At 67.2% G+C, this 25,569-nt stretch carries 22 protein-coding genes; 11 read left to right on the top strand and 11 right to left on the bottom strand.

Features of this window, described 5'->3' with window-relative positions:
• The 10 genes from U1703_RS11735 to U1703_RS11690 all read right to left on the bottom strand — a co-directional run bounded on the left by U1703_RS11735 (position 1) and on the right by U1703_RS11690 (position 13,552).
• Positions 1–1,080: a PLP-dependent cysteine synthase family protein gene (locus tag U1703_RS11735; protein ID WP_332785836.1), complete on the bottom strand. Its 1,080-nt coding sequence runs from the start codon at positions 1,078–1,080 to the stop codon at positions 1–3.
• Positions 1,070–3,109 (bottom strand): M3 family metallopeptidase, encoded by a 2,040-nt coding sequence (locus U1703_RS11730; protein ID WP_443025799.1) that lies wholly within the window; start codon positions 3,107–3,109, stop codon positions 1,070–1,072. The genes U1703_RS11735 and U1703_RS11730 overlap by 11 nt, the downstream gene beginning before the upstream one ends.
• A gap of 9 nt (positions 3,110–3,118) precedes the next feature.
• Positions 3,119–4,114, bottom strand: a complete 996-nt coding sequence (gene trxB / locus U1703_RS11725) for a thioredoxin-disulfide reductase (RefSeq protein WP_332785834.1) — start codon at positions 4,112–4,114, stop codon at positions 3,119–3,121.
• 1 nt (position 4,115) lies between these two features.
• Positions 4,116–5,018, bottom strand: coding sequence for a hypothetical protein (locus U1703_RS11720; protein ID WP_332785833.1), 903 nt, complete (start codon positions 5,016–5,018; stop codon positions 4,116–4,118).
• Complete coding sequence (gene trxA / locus U1703_RS11715) at positions 5,018–5,341, bottom strand: thioredoxin (protein WP_320452431.1); 324 nt, start codon at positions 5,339–5,341, stop codon at positions 5,018–5,020. Before trxA ends, U1703_RS11720 begins: the two co-directional genes overlap by 1 nt.
• A 29-nt stretch (positions 5,342–5,370) precedes the next feature.
• Positions 5,371–6,831: a metallopeptidase TldD-related protein gene (locus U1703_RS11710; protein WP_332785832.1), complete on the bottom strand. Its 1,461-nt coding sequence runs from the start codon at positions 6,829–6,831 to the stop codon at positions 5,371–5,373.
• Positions 6,828–8,177, bottom strand: coding sequence for a TldD/PmbA family protein (locus tag U1703_RS11705; protein WP_332785831.1), 1,350 nt, complete (start codon positions 8,175–8,177; stop codon positions 6,828–6,830). The genes U1703_RS11710 and U1703_RS11705 overlap by 4 nt, the downstream gene beginning before the upstream one ends.
• Positions 8,174–9,976, bottom strand: a complete 1,803-nt coding sequence (locus tag U1703_RS11700; protein ID WP_332785830.1) for an ABC transporter ATP-binding protein/permease — start codon at positions 9,974–9,976, stop codon at positions 8,174–8,176. The genes U1703_RS11705 and U1703_RS11700 overlap by 4 nt, the downstream gene beginning before the upstream one ends.
• A 17-nt stretch (positions 9,977–9,993) precedes the next feature.
• The gene (locus U1703_RS11695; protein ID WP_332785829.1) at positions 9,994–12,330 is read right to left on the bottom strand and encodes a TonB-dependent siderophore receptor; all 2,337 of its coding nucleotides are present in this window, start codon (positions 12,328–12,330) and stop codon (positions 9,994–9,996) included.
• A gap of 271 nt (positions 12,331–12,601) precedes the next feature.
• A complete protein-coding gene (locus U1703_RS11690; RefSeq protein WP_332785828.1) occupies positions 12,602–13,552 on the bottom strand; it encodes a LysR family transcriptional regulator in 951 nt (316 codons plus the stop codon).
• A 276-nt stretch (positions 13,553–13,828) separates the two neighbouring features.
• On the opposite strand from U1703_RS11690, the gene U1703_RS11685 reads away from it, so the two are divergent.
• The 6 genes from U1703_RS11685 (at position 13,829) to U1703_RS11660 (ending at position 19,334) form a co-directional block, all read left to right on the top strand.
• Positions 13,829–14,287, top strand: a complete 459-nt coding sequence (locus tag U1703_RS11685) for a UDP-N-acetylglucosamine--LPS N-acetylglucosamine transferase (protein ID WP_332785827.1) — start codon at positions 13,829–13,831, stop codon at positions 14,285–14,287.
• Positions 14,284–14,754, top strand: coding sequence for a glycosyltransferase (locus tag U1703_RS11680; protein ID WP_332785826.1), 471 nt, complete (start codon positions 14,284–14,286; stop codon positions 14,752–14,754). The genes U1703_RS11685 and U1703_RS11680 overlap by 4 nt, the downstream gene beginning before the upstream one ends.
• A gap of 14 nt (positions 14,755–14,768) precedes the next feature.
• Positions 14,769–15,590: a glycosyltransferase family 32 protein gene (locus U1703_RS11675; RefSeq protein ID WP_332785825.1), complete on the top strand. Its 822-nt coding sequence runs from the start codon at positions 14,769–14,771 to the stop codon at positions 15,588–15,590.
• Between the two features lie 105 nt (positions 15,591–15,695).
• Positions 15,696–16,175 carry a hypothetical protein gene (locus tag U1703_RS11670; protein WP_332785824.1) on the top strand — a complete coding sequence of 160 codons (480 nt, stop codon included), beginning with the start codon at positions 15,696–15,698 and terminating at the stop codon, positions 16,173–16,175.
• Positions 16,145–17,854, top strand: coding sequence for a hypothetical protein (locus U1703_RS11665; protein WP_332785823.1), 1,710 nt, complete (start codon positions 16,145–16,147; stop codon positions 17,852–17,854). Before U1703_RS11670 ends, U1703_RS11665 begins: the two co-directional genes overlap by 31 nt.
• A gap of 118 nt (positions 17,855–17,972) precedes the next feature.
• On the top strand, positions 17,973–19,334 hold the full coding sequence (locus U1703_RS11660; protein ID WP_332785822.1) for an O-antigen ligase family protein: 1,362 nt from the start codon (positions 17,973–17,975) through the stop codon (positions 19,332–19,334).
• On the opposite strand, the gene U1703_RS11655 is transcribed toward U1703_RS11660, so the two are convergent.
• Positions 19,319–20,575 (bottom strand): hypothetical protein, encoded by a 1,257-nt coding sequence (locus U1703_RS11655; protein ID WP_332785821.1) that lies wholly within the window; start codon positions 20,573–20,575, stop codon positions 19,319–19,321. The genes U1703_RS11660 and U1703_RS11655 overlap by 16 nt on opposite strands.
• Positions 20,576–20,854: 279 nt before the next feature.
• Here U1703_RS11655 and U1703_RS11650 point away from each other — a divergent pair, with 279 nt between their 5' ends.
• From U1703_RS11650 to U1703_RS11630, 5 genes are all read left to right on the top strand, one after another.
• Positions 20,855–21,763 carry a beta-1,6-N-acetylglucosaminyltransferase gene (locus U1703_RS11650; protein WP_332785820.1) on the top strand — a complete coding sequence of 303 codons (909 nt, stop codon included), beginning with the start codon at positions 20,855–20,857 and terminating at the stop codon, positions 21,761–21,763.
• 128 nt (positions 21,764–21,891) lie between these two features.
• The gene (locus tag U1703_RS11645) at positions 21,892–22,374 is read left to right on the top strand and encodes an acyltransferase (RefSeq protein WP_332785819.1); all 483 of its coding nucleotides are present in this window, start codon (positions 21,892–21,894) and stop codon (positions 22,372–22,374) included.
• Between the two features lie 33 nt (positions 22,375–22,407).
• Entirely contained in the window at positions 22,408–23,751 is a 1,344-nt protein-coding gene (locus U1703_RS11640) for an O-antigen ligase family protein (protein ID WP_332785818.1), read from the top strand.
• Positions 23,748–24,632, top strand: a complete 885-nt coding sequence (locus tag U1703_RS11635; RefSeq protein WP_332785817.1) for a glycosyltransferase family 2 protein — start codon at positions 23,748–23,750, stop codon at positions 24,630–24,632. Before U1703_RS11640 ends, U1703_RS11635 begins: the two co-directional genes overlap by 4 nt.
• Positions 24,633–24,652: 20 nt before the next feature.
• Positions 24,653–25,549: a glycosyltransferase family 2 protein gene (locus U1703_RS11630; protein ID WP_332785816.1), complete on the top strand. Its 897-nt coding sequence runs from the start codon at positions 24,653–24,655 to the stop codon at positions 25,547–25,549.
• Positions 25,550–25,569: the final 20 nt, after the last annotated feature.

The raw sequence follows: 25,569 nt of genomic DNA, 5'->3' as shown, positions 1-25,569 counted from the left end.
TCAGGTCAACGACAACAGGCGCTCGACGCCCGGCTGGCTCGCCTGCCAGTCGACGTCGCGCTCGGCCAGCCAGTTGTCGTCATAATAGGTGCAGCCATAGCGTTCGCCCCCATCGCATAGCAGGGTGACGACCGCCCCCCGCTCGCCCGCCGCCGCCATCTCTTCGATCAGTTGCGCGCAGGCGATCAGGTTGGTGCCGGTCGACCCGCCGACGCGCCGCCCCAGCCGGGTGGACAGCGCGCGCATCGCGCCGATGCTGGCGGCGTCCTCCACCGCGATCATCCGGTCGATCACGGAGGGGATGAAGCTGGGCTCGACGCGCGGACGGCCGATCCCCTCGATCCGGCTGGCGCAGCCATCGGGCAGCGATGTCACCGTGCGATCGCCGAAATGGCGATGAAAGACCGAATGGACCGGATCGGCGACGCACAGCCGGGTCGCGTGACGCTGATACCCGATATAGCGGCCGATGGTCGCCGACGTGCCCCCCGTCCCCGCGCCGCAGACGATCCAGGCGGGAATGGGATGCTCCTCGTCCGCCATCTGGGCGAAGATGCTCTCGGCGATATTGTTGTTGCCGCGCCAGTCGGTCGCCCGCTCGGCATAGGTGAACTGGTCGATGTAGTGGCCGCCCGTCTCGCTCGCCAGGCGATGCGCGACGTCATAGACGGTGCGGGGGTCGTCCACCGCATGGATTTCGCCGCCATGGAAACGGATGGCATCGAGCTTGGGCGCGGCCGTGGTCGCGGGCACGACCGCGATGAAGCGCAAGCCCAGCATCCGGGCAAAGTAAGCCTCGCTGACCGCCGTCGATCCCGATGACGCCTCGATGATACAGGTGTCGGGGCCGATCCAGCCATTGCACAGCGCATAGAGGAACAGCGAGCGCGCCAGCCGGTGCTTCAGGCTGCCGGTGGGATGGCTGCTCTCGTCCTTCAGGTATAGCGTGATCCCCGGATAGCGCGGCAGATCGAGCCGGATCAGGTGCGTGTCGGCCGAGCGGTTATAGTCCGCCTCGATCCGCCGGATCGCGTCGGTCCGCCAAGCGCGGACGGCGGCCATGCCGGCGTCAGCGGACATCGACGGCCAGCCCATGGCGCAGCAGCATCGCGGCCGGGTCGGCATCACGCCCACGGAACGCGCGGAAGCTGTCGGCCGCCGGACGGCTCGCCCCGCGCGCCAGCACTTCGTCGCGGAACCTGGCGGCGGTGAAACGATCGACCAAGCCCGCCTGGGCAAAACACTGGAAACCGTCCGCCGCCAGCACCTCGGCCCAGAGATAGCTGTAATAGCCCGAGGCATAGCCGCCCGCGAAGATATGGGTGAAGGCATGCGGGAAACGGTGCCACGATGGCGGGCGGACCACCGCCACCTCGTCGCGGACCGCTTCGATCACCTCCATCGGGTCGCTGCCCATCGTGCCCATGTGCAGGAGCAGGTCGAACAGCGCGAACTCGACCTGGCGGACGATGAACATGCCCGACAGGAAATGGCGCGCCGCCATCAGCTTGTCGAACAACGCGTCGGGCAAGGGCGCGCCCGTCTGGTGATGACCCGACATGTCGCGCAGGACATCGCGGTCCCAGGCGAAATCCTCCATCAACTGGCTGGGGAGTTCGATCGCATCCCATTCGAACCCGTTGGTGCCGGCGATATTGGGCCGGTCGACCCGGGTGAACAGGTGATGCAGACAGTGCCCGGTCTCGTGCAGGAAGGTCACGACCTCCTTGTGGCTGAGCAGCGAGGGGTGGGCGTCGGTGTTCGGCGCGAAATTGCAGACCAGATAGGCCACCGGCACGCGCTGGACATTGCCGTCGTTCAGCCGCGGCCGCGCCTGCGCCATCCACGCCCCGCCGCGTTTGCCGGGACGCGCATGAAGGTCGACATAGACGCCCGCGAAGACCGCGCCATCCTCGTCCGCCACGTCATAATAGCAGGCGTCCGGGTGATAGACGGCAATGTCGGGCCGCGCGACCAGGCGGATGCCGAACAGCCGATCGAGCAGCCGCTGCCACCCGGCCACGACACGGTCGACCGGGAAATGGGCGCGAACCTGCTGCTCGTCCACGGCGTAGCGCGCCTGGCGCAGCCGCTCGGCGACATAGGTCATGTCCCAGGGCTTCAGGTCGGTCAGGCCCAGATGCCCGGCGGCATAGTCGGCCAGCGAATCCACCTCTTCCTGCGCCGCCGGTTTCGCGCGCGTCGCCAGATCGCGCAGGAAGCGGATCACCTCGCCCGCGTCCGGCGCCATCTTGGTGGCGAGCGACCATTCGACGGGGGAGGCAAAGCCCAGCAGCCGCGCCGCCGCGCGCCGCCGGTCGAGGATGTCGGCGATCCGGCCGCTATTGTCGAACCGGCCCGCATCGGGGCCCTGGTCCGACGCGCGCGTACCCGATGCGGTATAGACCCGTTCGCGCAGGCCCCGATCCTCGGCAAAGGTCATGACCGCGTTGACGCTGGGCATCTGAAGCGTGACCAGCCAGCCGGTCAGCCCCTTGGCGCGGGCCGCATCGGCGAACATCGCCTTGTCCGCCTCGGACAGGCCCGCGAGCAGGCCTTCGTCCTCGACATGCTCGGACCAGGCATCGGTCGCGTCGAGCACCGCATTGCCGAAGGTGGTCGAGAGTTGCGACAGCTCGACCGACAATGCGGCGAAACGCTCGCGCTCCTCGGTCGCCAGCGCGACGCCCGACAGCGCAAAATTGCGGACCATATGCGTCACCGCCATGCGGTCGGCATCCGACCGGGCGGCGAACGCCGGGGTTTCCGTCAGGGCGACCAAGACGTCGTACAGTGCCTGGTTCTGCATGACGTTCAGATGGTTCTCAACCAGCCGCTTCTGCCCGGTGGCGAAGGCGGCGCGCAGGTCGGGCGTGTCGGCGACGCCGTGCAGGTGCGACACCGCCGACCAGACGGCGGAAATGGCCGTGTCCGCACGCTCCAGCGGCATCCAGGCCGTATCGAAATCGGTCGGGCGGGTTTCGACGATCCTTGCCACGACGGCCTGATGATCGGCGATCACCCGGTCGAGCGCGGGCGCGATGTGATCGGGTTCGATCTCACCGAAGCGAGGCAGATCCAGCGTGTCGAGCAAGGGGTTCGTCATCATGTCTTCCCTTCAAACCAGCAGGTCGGCGTCGGCGCCTTCGGCCGCGATCGCATGGGTGCTGTGCCCGGCCAGATAGCGTTCGGCCTCCAGCGCGGCCATGCAGCCCATGCCCGCCGAGGTGACGGCCTGGCGGAACAGCTTGTCCTGCACATCGCCCGCCGCGAACACGCCCGGCACGCTGGTCGCGGTCGAGCCCGGCTGCACCAGGATATAGCCCTCGTCGTCCATCGCGAGCTGCCCCTTGAACAGCGACGTCGCCGGGTCATGGCCGATCGCGACGAACAGGCCGTGAACCCCCAGCTCCGTCTCGTCGCCGTTGCGGGTATCGCGCAGCGTCACCCCCGTCACGCCACTGGCGTCGCCCAGCACCTCGGCCACCTCGGCGTTCCAGATCATCTGGATCTTCGGATTGGCATGGAGCCGCGCCTGATTGGTGCGGTCGGCGCGCAAGCTGTCGCGGCGATGGATCAGATAGACCTTCTCGGCGAAGTTGGTGAGGTACAGCGCCTCCTCGACCGCGGTATTGCCGCCGCCGACGACCGCGCAGACCCGGCCGCGATAGAAGAAGCCGTCGCATGTCGCGCAGGCCGATACGCCACGCCCGCGATACTCGGTTTCGCTGTCCAGCCCCAGCCAGCGCGCCGACGCGCCGGTCGCCACGACGATGGTATCGGCGGTGTAATGCGTACCGCCGTCGCCGACCGCCAGGAACGGCGTGGCGGTCAGGTCGACCTCCACGATCAGGTCGCTGACGACCGCGACCCCTGCCTTGCGCACCTGTTCGCCCATCCGCGCCATCAGGTCGGGGCCAAGCACGCTTTCGTCACCCGGCCAGTTCTCGACCTCGGTGGTGATGGTCAGCTGGCCGCCGGGCTGTGGCCCCTCGATCAGCATCGGGGACAGGGCGGCGCGGGCGGCATAGACCCCGGCGGTGTAGCCTGCCGGGCCCGAGCCGATGATCAGGACCTTGCTGTGCCGGGTCGCGGATGCGGTGTCGCTCTGCATCTCAGGCCTCCACGCTCGCGGGGCTTGGTATCGATGCGACGATGGGGGCCGTCTCCATCAGTTCGATCGCACGCCAGGCGACCGCGCGACACTGTTCCGACGACTGCCCCATGCGCTCCAGCCGCGTGCGAAATCCCGCCGCAAGCGCCGGATGATCGGCGTCGAGGATCGCAAGCAGGCGTTCCAGGCCGGAGAACTCGGCCTTGTAGCCGTCTTTTTCGGCCTGCTCGCGAATGCGGAAGACCTGGCCTTCCTTCTCCATGGTCCACCCGACCTCGGCGAGCGCGCGCGTCAGGCCGAACGAACTCCGCGCGGTCAGCGTATCGCGCAGGACCGTGCGCATCGTGCCGGGCCATGCCGCCGCCTCGACGACATTGCCCGCCTGGCGATCTAGCGGCGCATCGCCCACAGCGTCCGTGGCCGCGACCGCCTTCAGCCGCAGCGCCTTCCAGGCCTTGCGATCGGGCATCTCGCCAGCGAGCGCGCGTCGGTGCAGGTCTACGATCCCCGCACGACAATGTTCGAGGTCGGGGTGGACGCCGATGGTCTCCACCAGTTCGACGTCGTCGAGAAGTTCCACCACCAGTTGCGAGACGATGTGTGACAGGTCCGCCCCCACGGGCGTGCGCGCCAGCCAGGCCTCGGCAAAGATCGCCGCATCTTCCCGTTCGCCAAAGCCGTCATTGACGAACTTCGGCAGGGTCTCGGCCAGGGCGAAGGGATAGCCCAGCGTCTGGGCATAAAGCGGCGTATCGTCGGCCTCGACGACCGCGCCGATCACATTGGCATTGCCGTTTTCCCAGGCGGGAAAATAGACGAAGGTCCCGGCGGTGACGTGTCGGTGCAGCCGCTCCTGCGCCTGCGCCTTGACGGCGGGGTCGCCGTGGAATGCGATGTCGGCCATCATTCCGCCCCGATATGTGCATCGACGAACGCGTCGAGACGGCTGCGCGACATGGTGCCGAAGGCGCGAGCGGTTTCCGCCCCCTCCTTCACGATCAGCAGCAGCGGGATACCGCGCACCTCGAACCGTTCGGCCAGCTTGGGATTGGCGTCGATATCGACCTTCACGATCTCCATCTCGTCGGCATATTCCTCCGCCAATTCGTCCAGCGTCGGGGCCAGCGCCTTGCACGGCGCGCACCAGGGGGCCCAGAAGTCGACCAGCACCGGCTTGTCGTTCTTCATCACGATGTCGTCGAAATCCTGCTCGGTCGCGTTACGCATGATACTGTATCCTCTGGGGAAAATGGGGTTCAGCCGGCCTGTCCGCCGACCATCATCCGGTCGATGCGCAGGGTCGGCTGGCCGACGCTGACATGAAGCTGCTGGCCCTGCTTGCCGCAGGTCGCCATGCCGGTATCGAGTTCCAGGTCGTTGCCGATCATCGAGATATGGCGCAGCGCCTCGTGCCCGACGCCGATCAGTGTCGCGCCGCGCACCGGCGCCACCAGCCGGCCGTTCTCGACCAGCCAGGCCTCGATCGTGGTGAAGTTGAAACGACCGGTGACGATATCGACCTGCCCGCCGTCGAACTCGGTGGCGTAGATGCCGCGATCGATCGAGGCGATGATATCGTCCGGTTCGGCGGTGCCGTTTGCCAGGAAGGTGTTGGTCATGCGCGGCATCGGCAGATGCGCATAGGACTGGCGACGGCCATTGCCGGTCGAACGCGCGTTCATCAGCCCGGCGTTCAGCCGGTCCTGCATCAATCCGGTCAGCACCCCGTCCTCGACCAGCACCGTCCGGTCGGGCGCGCTGCCCTCGTCATCCACGCCCAGCGAGCCCAGCCGACCCGGCAGGCCGCCATCGTCGATCACCGTCACGCCGGGCGCGGCGATCCGCTCACCGACCTTGCCGTCGAACGCCGACAGGTGCTTGCGGTGGTGATCGCCCTCCAGGCCATGGCCGACCGCCTCGTGGAACAACACGCCCGGATAGCCCGGGCCGAGCACGACCGGCATCTCGCCGACCGGCGCGGCGATGGCGTCCAGATTGTTCAGCGCCATGTTGACCGCGGTCGCGACCATCGTGTCGACCTCGGCCGTCGGAAAACCCTCCAGCCCGGCGCGACGCCCCAGCCCCGCCTGCCCGCGAGCGCGTCGACCATTCTGCTCGGCGATCACGACCATCGACAGGATCGTCATCGGCCGGACGTCACCCGCGAGCAGGCCGTCGGCCTCCGCCACCAATATGGTGGTGTCGGTGGCACGGACATTGGCATCGACCCGCACGATGCGCGCGTCATGCGTGCGTGCCTGTTCGTCGATATGCTTCAAGATCGCGATCCAGGCGGTCGCATCCTCGACCGCGACCGGGTCGATCGCCGGATAGAGCGCATGCGCCGCCGCCCGGCGGTTGAGCGCCAGGCCGTGCGGGTGGCTGGCCACCGCGCCCCGCCGTTCCAGCGTCCGCACCGCGCGCGCCGTGTCGAGCAATGCGGCTTCGCGAATATCGGCCGAGTGCGCAAAGCTCACCTGGCCGCGATGCGCCGACCGGGCACCGACACCCTGCCGCATCGAGAAACCGCCCTGGGTGACGCGGCCCCCTTCCAGATGCCAGCTGCGCATGCTGGTCGCCTCGAAATACAGCTCGGCAATGTCCGCGCCGCCGCTCGCCAGGACGCCCAGCGCCCGGCCGATCGCCGCCTCGTCCAGTCCCGCCGGGCCGAGCAGCCGTATCCGCGCGCGGTCGAGCGCCGTGTCGCCGCCGTTCATGCCCTGCCTCCTACCTGCATATCGTCGATCAGGATCGCGCCCGTTCGGATCGAACCCAGCCGTTCCACGTCGCTGCCCACCGCGCGAATGCCGTTCAGCATCGCGTCCATCGTGCTGGCCAGCGTGACGTCGTTGACCGCATGGACCACCCGCCCGTCCTCGACCCACAGGCCGCGAACCGCCTGGGTCCAGTTGCCGCTGGCAGGATCGGTCTTGCCGCCCTGGAACTGGCTGACGACCAGGCCGGTGCCCAGCCTCCGCAGCATCGCCTCCCAGTCGCCGCCCTCCGCGCTGCTCGTCAGCCGCAGATTGTAATAGCCATCGGCATTGCCGGTCGAGGCGAGGCCCAGCTTGCGCCCCGAGAAGCTCGATAGGAACAGCCCCTCGACCACGCCGTCGCGCAGGATGGCGCGCGACGATCCGGCGATGCCCTCGCTGTCGAAGCCGCCGCTGGCCAGCCCCAGGGGCTCGAACGGGTCTTCGTGCAGGCTCAGATGCGGGGCCGCCACCCGGCGTCCGATCGGATCGGGCAGGAAGCTCATGCGCCGATAATGCGCCGCGCCGGTCAGCGCCCCCGCCAACTCGCCGACCAGGGTGGCGGCGGTACGCGGCTCGAACAGCACGGGACAGCGGCGGCTGTCGACGGCCTTCGCCCCCAGCGAACCGCGCGCGCGCTCGGCGGCCAGGGTCGCCAGATGCTCGGCGGAAAGCAGGTCTTCGACCCGGCGCTGCTGCGACTGGGCGAAGTCGGAAATGCTGCCGCCCGCATCCTGTGCCAGCATCACCGTCCAGCGCGTGTCGTTGGAACGCATCACGCTGCGGCAGAAACCGTCGCTGGTCGCCAGCGCCCACAGCCCCTCGGTCGCCACCGCCACCGACTCGCCCGCGCGCAACCGGCTGTCCGCTGCGGCGATGCCGCTCGCCACCCCGTCGAGCGTGGTCGCGGCGTCGAGCAACGTCTCGGGCCCGCGCGGGCTGTCGGCGTAGATCGTCGGGATCATGCCCGCAAAGGCCAGAGCGTACGCCGGGGGCATGTCGGCGTCGGGATCGGGCTGAACATGGCCCGCGATCAGCATCGCCTCCTCGACCAGTCGCGCGATCGAGGCCCGGTCGAACGCGGCGGTCGAAGCCGATCCGCGCCGCCCCTCGTGAAAGACGGTCAGGCCCAGGCCCTGGCTGCCGCTACGCTCGGCCGTCTCGACTTCACCGGCGCGCACCGCGATCTTGGCGATGCCCTCGTGATGGACCGAGGCACGGGCGCGCGCGCCGCGCTTGCCCGCCAGTTCAACCGCCATCTGCGCCGCGTCGCGCAGGTCGGCCTCGGTCTGGGTCAGCAACATGGTCATGATTCCACCTCGATCCGGGCCGGGGTCGCATGGCCGTGATGCAGTTGCAGGCGGTGGGTGTGATAGGAGGCGAGCTTGTCATTGTGCACGACGCTGACGATCGTGGAGTCGGGCATCGCCGCCAGCACCGTCTGATAGAAATAGGCCGCATTGTCGGCATCGAGCGCGCTCGTCGCCTCGTCCAGCACCAGCAGGGTGGGCCGCTGGAGCAGGATGCGCGCCAGCGCCACGCGCTGCTGCTCGCCGGGGGACAGTTCGTCCTGCCACATGCGCAGTTCGTGCATCGCGTCGACATGCGTTTCCAGTCGGACCGTTTTCAGCAGCGCGGCGACCTCGGCATCGTCATGATCCTCCGCCTTGTCCGGGAAGCAGATCGCGGCCTTCAACGTGCCGAGCGGCAGGTACAGCCGCTGCGGCACCAGCATCGCGGTGCCCGCGCGCGTCATCGCCACCTGCCCCGCCCCATCGGGCCACAGCCCGGCGATGGCGCGCAGCAGCGTCGTCTTGCCGTTGCCCGACGGCCCCTCGATCACCCAGCGCTCGCCATGGCGGATCGTCCAGTCTGCCACTTGCAGCAAGGGCTCGCCGTTCGGGCGACGCAGCATCAGCCCGGTCGTGCTGATCGCCACGCCATCGGGCGTGCCGCCCGGCGTGAAGCCGATCCCGCGCGGGCGTTCGTAATCGATCGCGTCGTCGAGCGCCTTCAACCGGTTGATGTTGGCGACCTGCCGCGCGATGCTCGGGTAGGACTGGACGATGAAGGACAGGCTGGAGGCGAATTGCGTGAAGGCATCGCGTGCCCCCTGAACCTGGCCGAAGGTGATCGCGCCGGCGAAGTATTTCGGCACGGTCAGGAACAACGGCACGACCTGCATCGTCCGCTGATAGATGTCCTGACCCGCGCTCAGCCCCGCATTGGCCAGCATCAACTGATAGAAGTTGCGGCGGATATTGGCGAAGGCGTTCTTCAGGCCGTCCTGCTCGATCGCCCGCGCGTTGGAAAAGGCGATCTGCTCGCCGTTGCGGCGGACGTGGAGCAGGCCGGCGCGGTAATCGGCTTCGTAATGCTGCTCGCGCATCTTGCGCCGGACGAACGGCTTGCCGATCCAGGCGATGAAGACCGTACCGAAGACGACATAGGCGATCGAGAACCAGATCAGGTCGCCACCGGGAAGCGGGATGCGATAGCCGAACAGCGGGATGGCGATGGGCGACGAGGTTTCCAGCAGGATCGCGGCAAAGGCGACCGCGCGCACCAGGCTGAACACCATCGAGATCGTGATGCTCAGCGGCGAATTGCCATATTCCAGGCCCATCGACGTGAAGGCCCGCAGGTCTTCGGCGATACGCTGGTCGGGGTTGTCGATCATCCGCAACCGCTCAATCTCGTAGAAACGGTCGCGCGCGAACCAGCGTCCGAGATACCAGTTGTTCAGCCACCGCCGCCAGCGGATCGACAACGTCCAGCCGACGATATTGTGCAGGAACTGCGTCCCGATCGCCAATCCTGAGATCATCATGAACGTCACGACCAGCGACAGGAACAGTCCGCCCTGCCGCTGCTCGATGGTATCGTAGAACTCACGCTGCCATGTGTTGGACAGCAGGAAGACGGAGGTCGTGCCGACCTCGATCACGCAATAGCATGCGACGAGGAACCACGCCCATTTCCAGTCGTCCGACACGAAGTAGCGCGTGCTGAGCCGCCAGGCATGGGCCCATCGTTCGCGCGCGGGCTGGGCGGGCTGGAGACCCGCCTCGCGGCGGGTCTCCTCGACATTGGCTGGGGGTGGCATCATGGTTCGCGTTTACCCGATCAGAACAGGCGCTTGGAAATGCTGAGACGGACGCTGCGCGGCTCGCCGACCGGCACATAGGTGAAAAGCGAGGTCGAACCGTAGTTTCGGCGGTCGAACAGATTGCGGACACCGATGTTGATGTCGAAACCGCGCACGCTCACAAAGGCGTTCATGTCGAACTGCCGCGACGGCGGGACGACATATTGTCCGAGCTGATTGGCGTAGGAACTGGATCGGCCGTACAGCCCCCCCGATACGCCGCCGGAAACGCCCTCGGCGATCTTCGTGCGATAGGTCGAGTAGACGCTGTACGTATCGCGCGGCTGGTTCGCCACGACGGTCTGCAGGGAATTGGTGGTCAGCAGCGCATATTTGGTACGCGTCAGCGACGCCAGCACCGACCAGCCCGGCAGCAACTGCCCGGCGATGTTCAGGTCGATCCCGCGTCCCCGCTGGCCCGGCCCCGGGAACAGGTTGGTCGGGTCTGCGGGATCGCGAACGATGATGTTGTCCTGCTGGATGTCGAAATAGGACGCATTGATCGTCGCGCGCTTGCCGAACAGGTCGAGCTTGACGCCCGCTTCCTTGTTGTTCGTGATGATGTTGGGCAGGATGGAGCCATCCTTGGCCGCCGTGAACGTCGCCTGCTCGCCGCGCGCATAGTTGGCGAAGATCGACAGGTTGTTCGTGGCGTCGAAGATGATGCCGCCGCTCGGCGACAGGCCGTTCTTGCGCTGCACCACCATTGGCGACGGGCCCGCGAAAAAGGTCTGCGACGTGCTTTCGAACCAGTTCTTGCGCACGCCGCCGAGGATCTTGATCTTCCAGAACTCGATCAGGGCCTGGCCATACACCCCCTCCTGCTTGCCGCCAGTGCGAATCTGTACATTGCCAAAGGGCGACCACGGCACGACGACCAGCGGCGTGGCCGCCGTGAGCGACGGGTTCGTGGCGCGGTTGTAGACCGTTCCGCTCTGCTGCTCGCCGGAACCGTCGCTGTAGTTATAGCCGACGTTGAAACTGGCCTTCACGTCGTCACCGATATGCGTCTTGATCCGCACGAAGCCGTCGAAGGCATTGGACGAGCCGTCCTGCCGCGAACCCTGGGTATCGGCGATCAGGGCGCCCGCACGGCTGTAACCGACATTTGCGGCCCGCGTCGTCAACAGGGTCTGGTCATGCATACCGCGCAGGACGAGGTCGATACCGGGTATGACCTGCCGCGTCGCATCGAAGTAGAAACGGCTCGTGTTGATCCGAATGCCCTGATTGTCGGCATAGATCGGACGCGATGGATCGCGGTCGATGATCTGCCGCGTCTTGTTGTCGAACAGGGTGAAGGCACCGATACCGCTGATACCCTCGTTGATGCTGGCGCCGACCACGATATCGGTCAGGCGATCCTTGTACCGCAGCGTCGGCGCGAACAGCCAGTTCTTGTCGCCGGTATAGCCGCCGTAGTTATGGTCCATCGTCTGTGCACTGGCGATGACGCGCCCCGACAGCTTGTTGTCGGCGGTGATCGCCTTGTTGGCATCGATCACCCCGCGAACCAGTCCGAACGAACCCGTGTCGACGCCGACCGCCAAACGCTCCTCGGCGCTCGGCTTCTTCGTCACGACGTTGATGTTGCCGCCCAGATTGCCGAACCCGGCGAGCAGCGCATCGGGCCCCTTCAGGACTTCGACCCGCTCGATATTGGCGACCGGCTGATCGGCCCCTGCGTTGACGCCATATTGCGATGTCGTCGTCAGGCCGTTGACCAGGCCACCCGCCGAGAATTCGCGAATGGTGTAGCTCGCGCCGCTGTTCGGGGTGTTGCCGAACGTCGACACGCCGCCCGCATTGCGCAGGATGTCGGTGATGCTGAGCGCCTGCTGCTCTTCGATCGTCTTGGCGGTGATGATCTGCGTGTTACGCGGCTGGCCGCGCAGCCCCAGGCCGTTGCGGTCGGAGCTCGACGCCTGGCGGACCAGCACACTGGTCTCCGCCTCGTCGCGCCGCGCGGTCACGACGATGTCGTTCGCGACGACAAGCCCACCCTGCACCGCCGGAAACACGGCGAGGCTCGTGCCCTTGATCGCCGCGCGGATCGCTTCCTTCGCCGAGTGTGCGCCGCGAACCGGGCGCGACGTAAGACCCTTGACTGCATCGGGATCGAAGTTGACGTTCTCGCCGGACTGGCGGCCGATGGTGTCCAGCGCGCGGTCCATCGCCATTGCGGGAACATCGATGGTGCCCGTCCGCGCGGCTTGCGCCAGGGCGGCGGAAGGAACCCCCACGCCGAGTGTCGCGATGATGCTCAGGCTGGCAAATCCCAGCAGACGACGCCCCTTAACGGTCAGATCCAGCATAAAATCCCCTCCCCAGGGCACACGCCACCCCCGCACGGCGAAGCCGCACGCTGGACAGAACGAACCCATGGTTAGACAAACGGTTAACGCCTTGCGGCGAACAATGCGGCGACGCCCCATGGGGCTGCGACCGCGGCCGTACTCCTGCTGACGATAGTCCGTGTCTTGGCCGTGGTGACGAACCAGCCGGGCTTTCTGTCATGGGAAAGGCTATGCTTCACTCATGTGACAGGCAAATTCGAAATGTTCATGCCCCCATGAGCCATATCGATCATGGCGGTGGTCGACGTTCCTGGCGGAAATACTCCTCGATCTGCCGGGCGAACCAGCCCAGCATCGGATCGCGCCGCTTATGGGGCGCGCATTGGGCAACGATCATCGTCCGTGGCCGCTCGAAGGGTGCCGCCACTACCTTCACCGGCAGGATGGAGGCGTAATGCTGGAACAGCCACACGCTGCCCGTGGCGATCAGGTCGCTGCCGATGATGATGCCGGGCAAGGCCGCCTGCGACGTCGTGCGCATCACGATCCGTCGCGCGCCCAGCAGCTCCAGCGCGTGCGCGTCGCCTGCGAACCCGGACAATCGCTCGTCGCGCGCCGTGATATGGCGCGCGGCCCGGTAGGTTTCCTCGTCGATCTCGTATTTGCCGTGCAATGTCGAATGGCCGGTCCAGACCATGCAGGACATATGATCCTCGATGATCGGCACCCGCTCCAGTTCGGGCAACGCCTCGGCGACGGGCAGCAGCAGCAGGTCCGCGCCCTGGTCCAGGACGCGACGCGGATCGCGGGGATCGAGCGGGATGACGTTCACCACCAGCTTTGGCGCACTTTCCACCAGCAACTGCTGCATCCGGCCGAGCAGTATCTGTTCGATGGCATCCGCCGCGGCCACGGTGATGGTGCCCGCCGAGGTCAGGGGATCGAAGACCAGCGAGAAATTGAACGTGCCATCGACCTCCCGCATGACGCGGCGGACTTCGTCGCGCAGCGCGACACCGAGCGGCGTCAGCTGCTTTTCGCCGTTCAGATAGGTGATCAGGTCATCGGCGAAATGCTCGCGCAAGCGACGCAGCGCGTGGCTCATCGCCGACTGGCTCAAACGCACGCGCCGCCCCGCTTCGGTCAGGGTCGGCGCATGGAGGATCGCATCGAGCGGGTAGAGCAGGTTCAGGTTGAACCGATGCACGGGCACCTGAAGGTCGCTGCTATCCGCCGTCAATGCCTGGACCTTCCATAACGATATGCCGCGAGCGGCATTATCGACCGGTTTCGCGACAGGCGAAAGCGCTCATTCGGCCGCTGGTGGCGACACCCGCAGATATTGTTCCGATCACGCTGCCATGATCGTGGACGGCACGTCTTCGGCGTCCGGTCCCTGTTTCTTGCGGCCGCGTCCTGTGCCGTTTCGACGCGGACGCGGTACGGCAGGCCCCGCCTGGACGATTGTGGGCACTGATCCCGCGGGATATGGCTTGGGCATCACGGGGGACGAAAATTGGCGGACAAGCGCAAAAGAATATTGGCGGTCGCGTCCGGCGGCGGTCATTGGGAGCAGATTCTGCTGCTGCGCGATGCGTTTACCGGCCACGACATCACCTTCGCCACGACGATGAACGGCCTGGGCGAGCGCGCCGGGATCGCGGGCGTGCGTGTGATCCATGATTGCAACCGCAACAGTCCGATGTCGGCCGTGCTGTGCACCCTGGACCTGTTGCGCGTCATCGCACGGGTCCGTCCGCAGGTGATCGTCAGCACTGGTGCGCTTCCCGGCTTCTTGACACTCGCGATCGGGCGGCGGTTCGGGATCAGGACGGTGTGGGTCGACAGCATCGCCAATGCCGAGGAACTGTCGATGGCCGGGCAAAAGGCCCGCCCGCATGCCGATCTGTGGCTGTCGCAATGGCCGTTCGTCGCCGAACGGACGGGCGCGGGCTATGCGGGGTCGGTGCTGTGATCTTCGCGACGGTCGGCACCCAGTTGCCCTTCCCCCGCTTCGTCGGAGCGCTCGATGCGATTGCCGGGCGGCGCGGCCTGCGCATCGTCGCGCAGACGTGCGGCGACACCGACGCCCGCCCGCACCTGGACCGGCACGAGCATCTCGATCCCGTCACCTTCGACCGGTTCGTCCGAGAGGCCAGCGTGATGGTCGGCCATGCGGGCATCGGCAGCATCCTGAGCGCGGGCCGCGCGGGCAAGCCGATCATCCTCTATCCGCGCCGCGCCAGCCTGGGCGAGCATCGCAACGAGCATCAGTTGGCGACGGTGGCCGCATTGTGCGACCGCCCGGGCATCCATGTCGCGCATACCGACGAGGAACTCGAGGCGCTGCTGACCACGCCCGACCTGACGCCCTTCCAGCTGGAACAGAGCGCCAACCGTACCGCGCTGGTCGACCGACTGCGCGCCTTCATCGCGGCGTGAATTTGCCACGGGGAATGAAGACGATGACAATGATCGACGAGAATAGCGGGCGCGCCATTCCTCGGCTCATCCATCAGATTTGGCAGGGCGACGAACTCCCCCCGGCCTGGCGGGAGACGATCGACAGTCTGAAGCAGCAAAATCCGAACTGGGTCCATCGCCTCTATGACGAGGCGGACGTCGAGGCGCTGATCCAGACGCACTATGGCACGGACATGCTGAAAAGCTACCGACTGCTCGATCCCCGCTATCATGCGGCAAGGTCGGACTTCTTCCGATATCTGGTCGTGCACGCCCTGGGTGGTGTTTATCTCGACGTGAAGAGCGGTGCCACACGACCGCTTGACGATATCATCGCGGACGAAGACCAGTTTCTCCTCTCCCTATGGTCGCCCAACTCACGCCCGGCCGAAGCGGGTTTCGGGCGTCACCGCGACCTCAAGCACATTGCCAGCGGCGAATATCAGCAATGGCATGTCATCGCCGCGCCGGAGCACCCCTTTCTGGCGGCGGTGATCAACCGGGTGGTCCACAATATCGCCAATGTCCGCTGGTGGCAGCGCAATGACGGGCGGATGGGCGTTTTGCGGACAACCGGCCCGGTGGCCTATACGCTGGCGATCGATCCGATCCGCGAACGGCACCCGCACCGCCTGATCACGGGCAATGAGGAAGCGGGCCTGCGCTACAATGCGTCGACCACGCCCAGCAGCGGACGCAAAGGCCATTACACCGTGCTGAAGGCACCCGTCGTCATGCGCCCCTGGTATCGCGAACGGATCCACGAGGGCGTTCGCCTCGCTCGCGAGACCGCCAAAACGATCATCCCCCGCTAAACCACGCATAGTGCGTGGCGTGGCACCAAAAAAATGCTTACGAAGCCGCTGTCCTACAGGAACATAAAAAGAACATAGTGGTAGCGACTCAGGGGGGAGCTACATATGATTCGTGTCTTTGGTTTCCTGACGCTAGTTTTGGCGTCATGGATCGGCGGCGAGGGCCTCCAGGCCCAGACCATGGGCAGTTCGGTCCAGTTTCCCGGCGGCTATGCCCCCGGCTCGGCGCCGTGTGTGCGACAGGCGGATGGCAGTTGCGTGCCCGTCGGTCCAGCGGCCCCCCTGCCGGTTGCGGGAAAACAGGAAAGCCTGGTCCTCGCCGCCGCCAACAGCGCGGCCGCGGCGCAGGTCGTTTACGGCGGCGCCTATGTCTTCGGTCAGGCCTGCGGATCCTATAATGGCGGGACGCTGGCGCTGCGATATCGCGGGCCGGACGGGGTCGCGATGCTGACGCTATTGACCCGGGGGAGCAGCGATGCGGCGGGCGGCGCGGCGCTGGTGACGCTAGGCAGCCATGCGATCGTCGACGTGGTCCTGCCGACCGGTGCGACCGAATGCGCCGCCACGCTCGCGCGGGTGCCGTGATGCGGCGGCTCTCGATGATGATCGCCGCATGGGCGGCGCTTTTCGGCGGACCGCTATCGGCGCAGGTCGTCGGCACCGTGCCGGTCGCCACCGCGAACGGCCAGCCCGCAGGCACGCCCAGCGGCCCGGCCTGGATGTTCGGCACCTCGTCCTTTCGGACCGCAGGCGCGGACCTGTACCGGATGGTCGCGTCGGACGCGAACCGGCTGACCGAATTGTCCGATCTCTATCTGACGCCGCAGCCGGCGGGGTGGCGCGTGGTATTCACCAATTTCGGCCTCGATCCTAATTCGCGCCCGGCAGGAACGGCGCGCGAGTTGCGACCGGGCAACGCCAACATGCTGGACTATGTCGTCGCGTTTACCGGTGCGAACGGCACCGGCACACGCATTGCGCTGACCTTTGGCGGGGCGGGCAGCGTGGTGATCGGCGATGGCGGCTTCGTCATCAGCGATCCCGTGCCGACGCCGTGGCCGGGCGGCTTCCTGCGCACCTCGATCAGTACCGCCATGGGGGCCGCGCGTCCGCGTGGTTTCACCAGCATGGGCCAGATCGGCGAGGCGCGGCGGCATCTGGCGGCGGCGAACCCGGCCTATGCCATGGGCGGCTCGATCACGAATGTCGGGCTGACCGCGAACACCACCAACGGCTATTCGCCCGTCGCGGTGCTGGTCCCGTGGACGCGGCAGCCGTCCATCCTGGAAATCGGCGACAGCATCACCCAGCAGGACGACCTGCCCCAGCTCGCCAGTGCGCGCGGCATGGTGGGCGGGGTCACGCGCGGGCTGGACGACGATGCGACGACCGGCCGCTTCGGCATCGGCAATTTCGGCCACCACGGCGCGCAGATGGCCGATTTCATGGATCTGGCCGAGGGGCGCTTCGGCCTGCGCTATGCCCTGCTCTCGCATATCCACACCGTGTTGAACGGGGGACAGGCCTGGCCGTTCTCGGCGATCTGGAGCCAGGGACTGCGCAACGACTTCTCGTCCATGTCCCATGCGGAGGGCACCGCGCCCGACATCGCCGTCAACGACATGGAAGCACGGGCGACCGCCTGGTGGAGCTTCCTGGCCAAGACCTTTCCCGGCATACCGATCATCCAGTCCACGGTCACCCCGCGCACCATCGACACGACCAGCGGCCGTACCGTGCCGTCGGCGCAGACGGGCAATGGCCTGGCCAGCCAGTCGCCGCTGCAGACCGTTAACGACTGGATCATGACGCGCCCCGCCCCGCTGGCGCTCGCGGTCGATCTGCGTCCGGCCTATCAGGCGGCAGACGACGGCACGGGCACGCCGAAATGGAAGCCGACGCCGGTGGCCGCGTCCGGCGGCGGGACGCTGGCCGCCGCGCTCATTATGGGGACCGATATTTCCGGTGCCGGGATACGGATGACCGCCACCGTCGCGCCCAGAGCGGGCGAATATCTGGTGTTCGAGCCGGGCGGCCCCAACATGGAAATCGCGTCGCAGGCCCTGTCGGTCGTGAACAATGGCGACGGCAGCTATACGGTCAGGACACCCTATTATGCCGCACGCAAGGCGCATCCGGCCGGGTCCATGGTCTCGACCTCCAACAGCGCGGATGGCACGCATCCAGGATCGGCCGCACAGCAGGCGGCAGCCGTCCCGGTAATCGCGGCCAAGCCGAAGATCGCGACGCTCGTCGCACGCTGATCCGCGCACGGACGGAGCCGGGGCGCAGGCGAAATGCGCGCCCGGCCTGCCCTGTTTCGAGAATGTTCGGGCCGCCAAGACCGTCGCATGGCCGGGGAAACCTCGCTAGGTCCGCGACATGGAGCGGATGGGCGACGGGCAGGTCAAGACGGAGTGGGGATCGAGGCGGACACGGGCCGCGGCGATCCTGTTGGCGGGACTGCTGACCGCCGAACAGCTGGCACTTGGCGCGAACGGTCCGCTGCTCGCGATCCTGGCGGCGGGCGCACAGATCGCGCTGGCCATCGCGGTCCTGATCCTGCTCGCGCCGCCCGCCGCCTTCTGGCGTCCGGCTGCGCCCGTGCTGATCCTGGCGCTGGCCACCATCGGCTGGATCGCGCTGCACGCACTGCCGGGGCGAGCCATTGCTCCCGATCTGGTCGCGCCCGGCCTCGTCCGGGCCATCGGTCTGCTCGCCTTGCTGCTGGCGGCGGCCTGGATCGGCTATCGTCGGGGATTGATGCGCATCGCGATCGGGTGGATCGTGCTGTTCGGACTGGCCCAGATCGCCACCGGCCTGATCCTGCGCGGGATCGATCCCGGCCATGTCTGGGGCGTCGGCAAGGGTATCCTGGCCGATCGCTTCACCGGCACCTCGCTCAACGCCAATGCCAGCGCCTGCCTGTTCGGCGTCATCGCGCTGCTGGGGCTGGGGCGCTGGCTGACGCTGATGCGGGAGAGTGGCGAGGATCGCGATAGCGGCATCGTCGCGCGGATCGCCGCGCTGCTCGGCCTGACCATGGGCACGGGCGCCTGTTTCATCACCGGTTCGCGTACCGCGCTGTTGCTGCTGATCGCCGGGCTGGCCTTTGTCGCGGGACGCGATCCGTTGCTGCGGCGACGGCTGCTCCGGCCGCGGGGCCTGGCGATGCTGGCGGTTGCCGGGTTCGTGCTGGTCATGCTGGCGCTGACCATCGGCGACGTGACGCTGGAGCGGATGGCGATGACCACGACCGATGCGGTCACGCGGGTCGAAATCTGGCGCCATTATGCCGGGCTTGCGGAGCGGTCCTGGCTATGGGGCTATGGGCCGCTGAGCTTTGACGAGGTCAATCTGATGAGCCTGCGGACCGCCGCGCAGGCCAGCCTGCTATGGTATGTCCACTCCGCGCATAACGAGATCCTGTCGCTGCTGCTGGAGGGCGGTGTCCCCTATCTGGTGCTGGCGACGGCGACGATGGCGGCGATCCTGCTGGCCATCCATCGCCAGCGCGACCCGAAGCGCGCCGATCCGCTGTTGCGCGCGATGATGGTCGCGACGACCTTCGTGCTGGCCTGCGCGATGGTCGACATCACGCTCGACGTGCCCGCCATGGCCGCATTGCAGGTGGTGCTGCTCGGCCTGCCCTGGGGCCGCGCGGTGCGACGCATGGTCGATCTGCGCCGGTCGGCGGAGCGTCTGCCCCCGCCGACCGGCGCTGCGCTTCACAGCCCGCGATAGCCCGGCGAGCGATAGTTCAGCCCCGCCGCGCCGTTGCGGACGAACTCACCGACCGAGGGCTGGCCGACCAGCGCGCTTCCGCTGATTTCCTTGATCGTCGGCCAGGTCAGGACATTGCCCTTCAGGACCGCGCCGCCCAGCTTGTTCCAGGGAATCTTGTTGCTGGCGGGCCAGACCACCTGTTCCTGCACCATCCCTGCCTTGTACGACCAGCTGCTGGTGCCGACATAGACCTGGTCGAGCAGGACCGGCTGGCGTTTCTGGTTCTGGTCGTCGAACAGCCAGAGCAGATAGCCGCTCTGTGCGGTCGGATCGATATAGCGCAGGTCGACCCGGTGCAGCTCGACACTGCCCAGCAGATGCTGGGGCGACAGGAACAGTCCCTGATATTGCGAGGTGCCGGTCAGCTTGTCGATGCGCAGGTTGCGGCACGATCCATATAATTGGACGAGGTCGGCGTGCAGGCCGCTGGTCGTCGACATCGCGCCCAGCAGGCGGACATTCTGGATCGTATAGTCGGGCCCCGGCACCGCCTGGTCCCACCCGCCGATCTCGATCGCGTCATAGCCATAGGACTGGCCCAGATCGATCTTCACCCCTTCGATGAAGGTCGTGCTGCCGCTGGGCTGGCCCGAGAATTTCAGCGCGGCGCGCGGGTGCAGGCCGACATAGCGCCATGTGACCGTGCCGTCGGTGATCGACGTGCCGGTGCCCGACGGGGTCGAGGATGCGCCCGTGCGGCCGCCGGTCGTCGCCTGGTACATCGGGAACGACCCCGTCGACAGGACGACCAGGTCCCCCTTGGCGACCGACGCGCCCGCCGCATAGGCCTTGACCGCCGGGACATGGATTTCGCCGCCGACCAGCACGATGTTGCGCCCGCCGATGATCTGCAACGGCTCCTCGACCGCCCGGTTGGTCGGCAACAGGATGCGCAGATCCTGCTCATAGGGGAATTTGTACGACGCCTCGAGATGCGCGACCGAGCGCAGGTCGACGACCTTCTCCTTGGTCAGCGTCGGGGGCGCCCAGCGCAGCGCATCGCCCACCGGAACGGACGACACCGCATCGCCCTGCGCCAGGGTCGACGCATCGGCGGTGACCGGTGCGGGCGTCGGCGTGGGGGTCGCCGCGGGCGTGGGGGTCGGGGTCGGAGTGACGACCGCAGGCGCGTTCACCACCGTGATCGACGACGGCGTGCTGGCGGTCGTTCCCGATCCCCCTCCGCAGGCACCGAGCATAAGGCATGATAGAAGCGTCGCGGGCATCGGGCGCATGATGACACTCTTGCAGTTCGATTGTCTGCAATCGTTTTGGACGCCCCGGCTTCACCGGGGACTTTCGCGCCGAGGTTAACGCGCCGTTCGCCGTGATTTTGCTTATAGGGTCCGAGCGATCCGATCGTTCCACTGCGGGGCAGGCCGCCGCGCATCGCCCCTTGCGGCAGGGCGACGGGGCGATAGAGCCGGGGGGGACGCCGGTGCGCCCGAACCCCGTGCGCGCGAAACAGGACATCGCATGTGATCGGTTACCTCATCCAGGCCCATGCGAACCCCGCACAGTCGCTGCGACTGGTCGAGGCGCTGCAATCGCCGGTCGCGCGCACCTGGATCCACATCGACCGCAAGGCCGACCGCGCCCCGTTCGAAACCGCGATCGGCGCGCGGGCGACGTTCGTGGACGACCGGGTCGAGGTGCACTGGGGCGGCTGGTCGCAGGTGCAGGCGACGCTGAACCTAATGCGCCGCGCGCTGCGCGACGCGCCGGACCTGACCCACCTTGCACTGCTGAGCGGAGCGGACTATCCCCTGTCCTCGCCCGAGACGTTGCTCGATTATCTGCGCAAGAGCGGACAGGAGCATATCGACACCGCCCCCTTCCCCTCGGTCGAGCTGAAAAAGCCGTGGAGTCGAATTTCCAAGCGCTTCGTCGAGGGTGGCGACCGGGGCGGCAGCGTGAAGGCGCGCGCCATCCGGCTGCTCAACCGCGCGTTTCGCCTGTTGCCCGACCGCGCCGTCGACCGGCGACTGGGCGGTTTGACGCTCCACACCGGCGGCAGCTGGTGGGTGATGTCCGCCGATGCCGCCCGTGCCGTGCTGGACCTGGTCGATAGCGGCCACCCCAGCCTCGCGCTGTTCCGCTCGGCGCGCTGCCCGGACGAGATGTTCTTCCAGACCTTGCTCTGCTCGGGGCTGACCGGCCGCCCGATCGGCTGTGCGCTCACCTGGGCTGACTGGAGCCGCCGAAGCGCCAGTCCCGAGGTGCTGAACGACCGTCACGTCGCGCTGTTCGCCGACCCCGATTTCCGCCTGGATGGCATTCACGGCACGGGGCCATGCTTCTTCGTGCGCAAGATGCCCGCCGACGATGCGGACATGGCCGACCGGCTGCGCGCATTGTGGCGCAAGCCGAATATGACGACGACCTGACCCATATTGGCCCGGTCGGGCATCGGATCGTTGCTTTTCGGGAACGCCCCGTACCGTTATGGCGCAGTGACAAGGGGGAAGGCTTCGTCTGGGCAGAATTCCGTGCCCAGGGGCCGACTAGACAGTCTATGGCCAGTCTCAACAAGTTCCTGTGGCTGCAACGCTCGCTGATCCGCGCGCGGCTCTATTATTACAACCGTATCTGGGGTATGTCGCTGCACCCGACGGTGCGCATGTCGATGACCGCAAAGTTCGACCGCACCTATCCGCGCGGCATGCATATCGGCGAAAAGACCTACGTCGCGTTCGGCGCGGCGATCCTGACCCATGACATGACGCGCGGCATGTATGTCGACACCGTGATCGGCCGCCACTGCTTCATCGGCGCCAAGAGCCTGATCATGCCCGGCGTGCGTATCGGCGACGAGTCGATCGTCGCGGCGGGCGCGGTGGTGACCAAGGACGTGCCGCCCCGCTGCATCGTCGCGGGCAACCCCGCCCAGATCGTCCGCCGCGATATCGAGGTCGGGCCCTATGGCCGCTTTCGTTCGGTCGACGCGCCCAAGCCGGTGGTCGCGGATGCCGCCGAACAGGCGCTTCGGCATGGCTGATCGCCACACCGATCCCGGCAGAGGCGGTCGGCGATGACCAGCCCGGCCCTGAACCTCGCCGTCGAGCGCCCCGGCATCCCGGTGGCGCGGACGAAACCGTCACTCAGCCCACGCGAAAAGCGCTTTCGCGGCCTGTTATGGGCCGCGTTCCTGCTTCAGCTTGGGGCGTTCCTGTGGCTCTATACCGGCGGACAGTATCAGCTGGATGCCGCGCAGTCGGGCGGTGCGCGCTATTTCTCGCTCGCGCGCTATGCCGTGCTGCTGCTGCTGGGCGGCCATGTCGTCCTGACGCTCAATCGCGGAGCGGACTTTCGCGCGCTGATCCGGGAGAATGCCGCCTCCTATGCGGTGATCGGGATGATGATCGTCTCGGTCGCATGGTCGTCCTATCCCTGGGACAGCATTCGCGGCGCGACGCAGTTGCTGCTCGCCAATGTGATCGCCACCGCGCTGTTCCTGGAAAGCCCGACGACGCTCGGCCTGGCGCGGCTGCGGTCGATGGCGGCGTGCTTCGTCGTGCTGAGCGCGCTGTTCTCGGCGGCGTTCCCGCATCTGGCGACGATCGCGGGCGGTTATGGCGACGTGTACAAGGGCGCGCTGCGCGGCATCCTCAGCGACAAGAATCCCTTCGGCAATGCGTTGTCGAGCTGCATGGTCGTGCTGGTCCTGACCGCGCGGATCGGCCCCGGCTCCTGGTTCCGCACGCCCTATATGGCGTGCATCGCCGCCGGGCTGGTCATGCTGGTGCTCAGCCAGTCGGCGACCAGCATGATCGCGTTCCTGATCCCCGCCCTGCTCTTCGCGGTAAACCGCACCGTGCTGGCACAGACGCCCAATGCCGGGCTTCGCCTGCTGCTGGTGGCGATCGGCACGCTGGTGGCGGGCTTCGTCGCCTTTGTCGGCCCGACCCTGCTGGCCGAGGCGAGCGGCACCGTCGGTCGCGATGCGACGCTGACCGGCCGGACCGAGATCTGGGAGCTGACGTGGAACGCCGCGCTCCAGCGCCCGCTGCTCGGCCATGGCTATCTGTCCTTCTGGCAGGATTATATCGGCGAGAACGGCATGCTCGCACGGCTGGGCATGTGGGAAGTCGCCGAGGCGCATAACGGCTTTATCGAGGTGCTGCTCAGCGCCGGGTTCGTCGGCCTGACATTGGTCGTCATCGTGCTGCTCTATCTGCTGGCGCGGTCGTTCACCGGCATGATCCTGCAACCCCGCAACGGCAGTGCCGAGGCGGCGCTGCTGCTGGTGTTGAACATCGTGCTCGAGAACTTCACCGAGTCCGTCTACCTCGCCCCCAATTACGCCGCGACCACGATGATCGCGGTGGCCTGCATCCTGGCGCATCGGCGCGACTATAGCACGGGCCCGACATGACCTCTTCGCTTGACCAACAGGCCAGCGCCCCGCGCGACGGGGCCTGTCCGCCCATCATCCTGTTCTCCACGACCGACGGGCGCGGCGACCGGATCGCCATGCTCCAGCGCATGGTCGCCTCCGTCGCGCACTTTCGCGCGGCGACCGGCGCGTCGGTCCGCCTGCTGCTGCTGCGCCAATGTGCCGAGGACGGGTCGATCGACCTGCCCTCCTGGGTCGAGGTCAGCGAGGTCACCGGCCACCTGCCCCTGTCGGTGGCGCGCAACCGGTTGATCGAATCGGTCACGGTCCCGGCGGATGCCGTGGTCGCCTTTCCCGACGACGACGCCTGGTACCCCGACGGCGCGCTGGAGCATATCGTCGCGCGGTTCCGGACGCAGCCGACGCTGGACTTCTGGTTCTGCCGCTATGCCAATGCGCCAGTCGCGGTCGACGCCGCGTGCGAGCGCAAGCCCGTGCTGCAGGATGTGCTGCGCGAGGCTTCGTCGAACACCATCGTCGTGCGCGGCCGCCTGTTGAACGCGATCGGCGGGTTCGACCCCGAACTGGGCGTGGGCGCCCCGCTGGGTTCGGCCGAGGATACCGACTTCGCGATCCGCGCATTCGGCTCGGCGCGGGCGTCGTGCATGCTCGACGCCGCCGTGATCGGGCATCGCGACCGGAACACCGCGATGCGCGCCCGCTATTATCGCGGCGCGCTGATCACCATCATCCGTCACGCCCGCACTGTCCCCGGTGGTCGGAAGGCGGCGTTGCGCAAGGTCGCGGTCGGCATGGCTCTGACCGTGACGCGGTCGATGTCAGTCAAGGACTTCCGCCGGGCGATGCGCGAAGGCGCCGCCGCCTGGCGTCACGCGCCGCACACCCGCCCGGCCGCCTGACGAAGAAGGCGAACATGCTCATGCCCACCTCTCCCACCGTCTCGATCATCATTCCGGTCCGCAACCGGCCCGTGCTGATCCGCCGCGCGATCGAAACCTGCCTGGCGCAGACGCGACCGGCCGAGCAGATCGTCGTCGTCGATGACGGCTCGACCGACGACACCGCCGCCGTGGTCGAGGAATTGCGCGCGACGGTCGACACGCTCGTTCTGGCCCGCCGCCCGGTCAGCGGCGGTGCGGCGGTGGCGCGCAACAGTGGTGCTGCGGTGGCGACGGGCGATTATCTCGCGTTCCTCGATTCCGACGACGAGTGGGAACCGACCAAGCTGGAACGCCAGATGGCGCTGGCCGCCGCGCATCCCGAATGCCCCGGTATCTTCTGCGGCATCCTGTACCGCTATGCGGGCCGGGCCGAGCGACAGCTGATGCCGCCGCCGGTGGTGACGCGCCGCCAGCTCGAGATCGAGAACACCCTCGCCTCGACCTCGACCGGGCTGGTCCGCACCGACGCCTTTTGTGCGGTCGGCGGCTTTTCCGAGGATCTGCCGAATTGCGAGGATTGGGAATTGTGGCTGAAGCTCGCCGGGATCGGGTCGCTGCGCGTCGTCCAGGAACTGCTGCTGCATTATACCTTCGATGCCAACAACAAGCTGTCGCGCGATGCCGAGAAGCTGCTGCGCGGGCATGAGATGGTGTTCGCGCGGATCGTCGCGGCCCTGCCCGCCGCCGCGCCGCATCGCTGGATCGCGGCGATGCACGAATTGAAGCGGGCGGAACAGCATGTGCGCGTGACCGGCGATCATAGCCGGGCGTGGCGTCACCTGGCGGGTGCGGTCACGCGCTATCCCTCGCTCTCCGTGATGAAGCGTGCGCTGCACTTGGGCATGGTCGATATCCGGCACGGGCGGCGTAACTGACGCACCGCCCGGCCCGACCG

Source organism: Sphingomonas flavida, assembly GCF_036663655.1.
Taxonomy (GTDB): Bacteria; Pseudomonadota; Alphaproteobacteria; order Sphingomonadales; family Sphingomonadaceae; genus Sphingomonas.
Note: the sequence above shows the minus strand (reverse complement) of the source record. Positions and strands in the feature narration are given on the sequence as shown.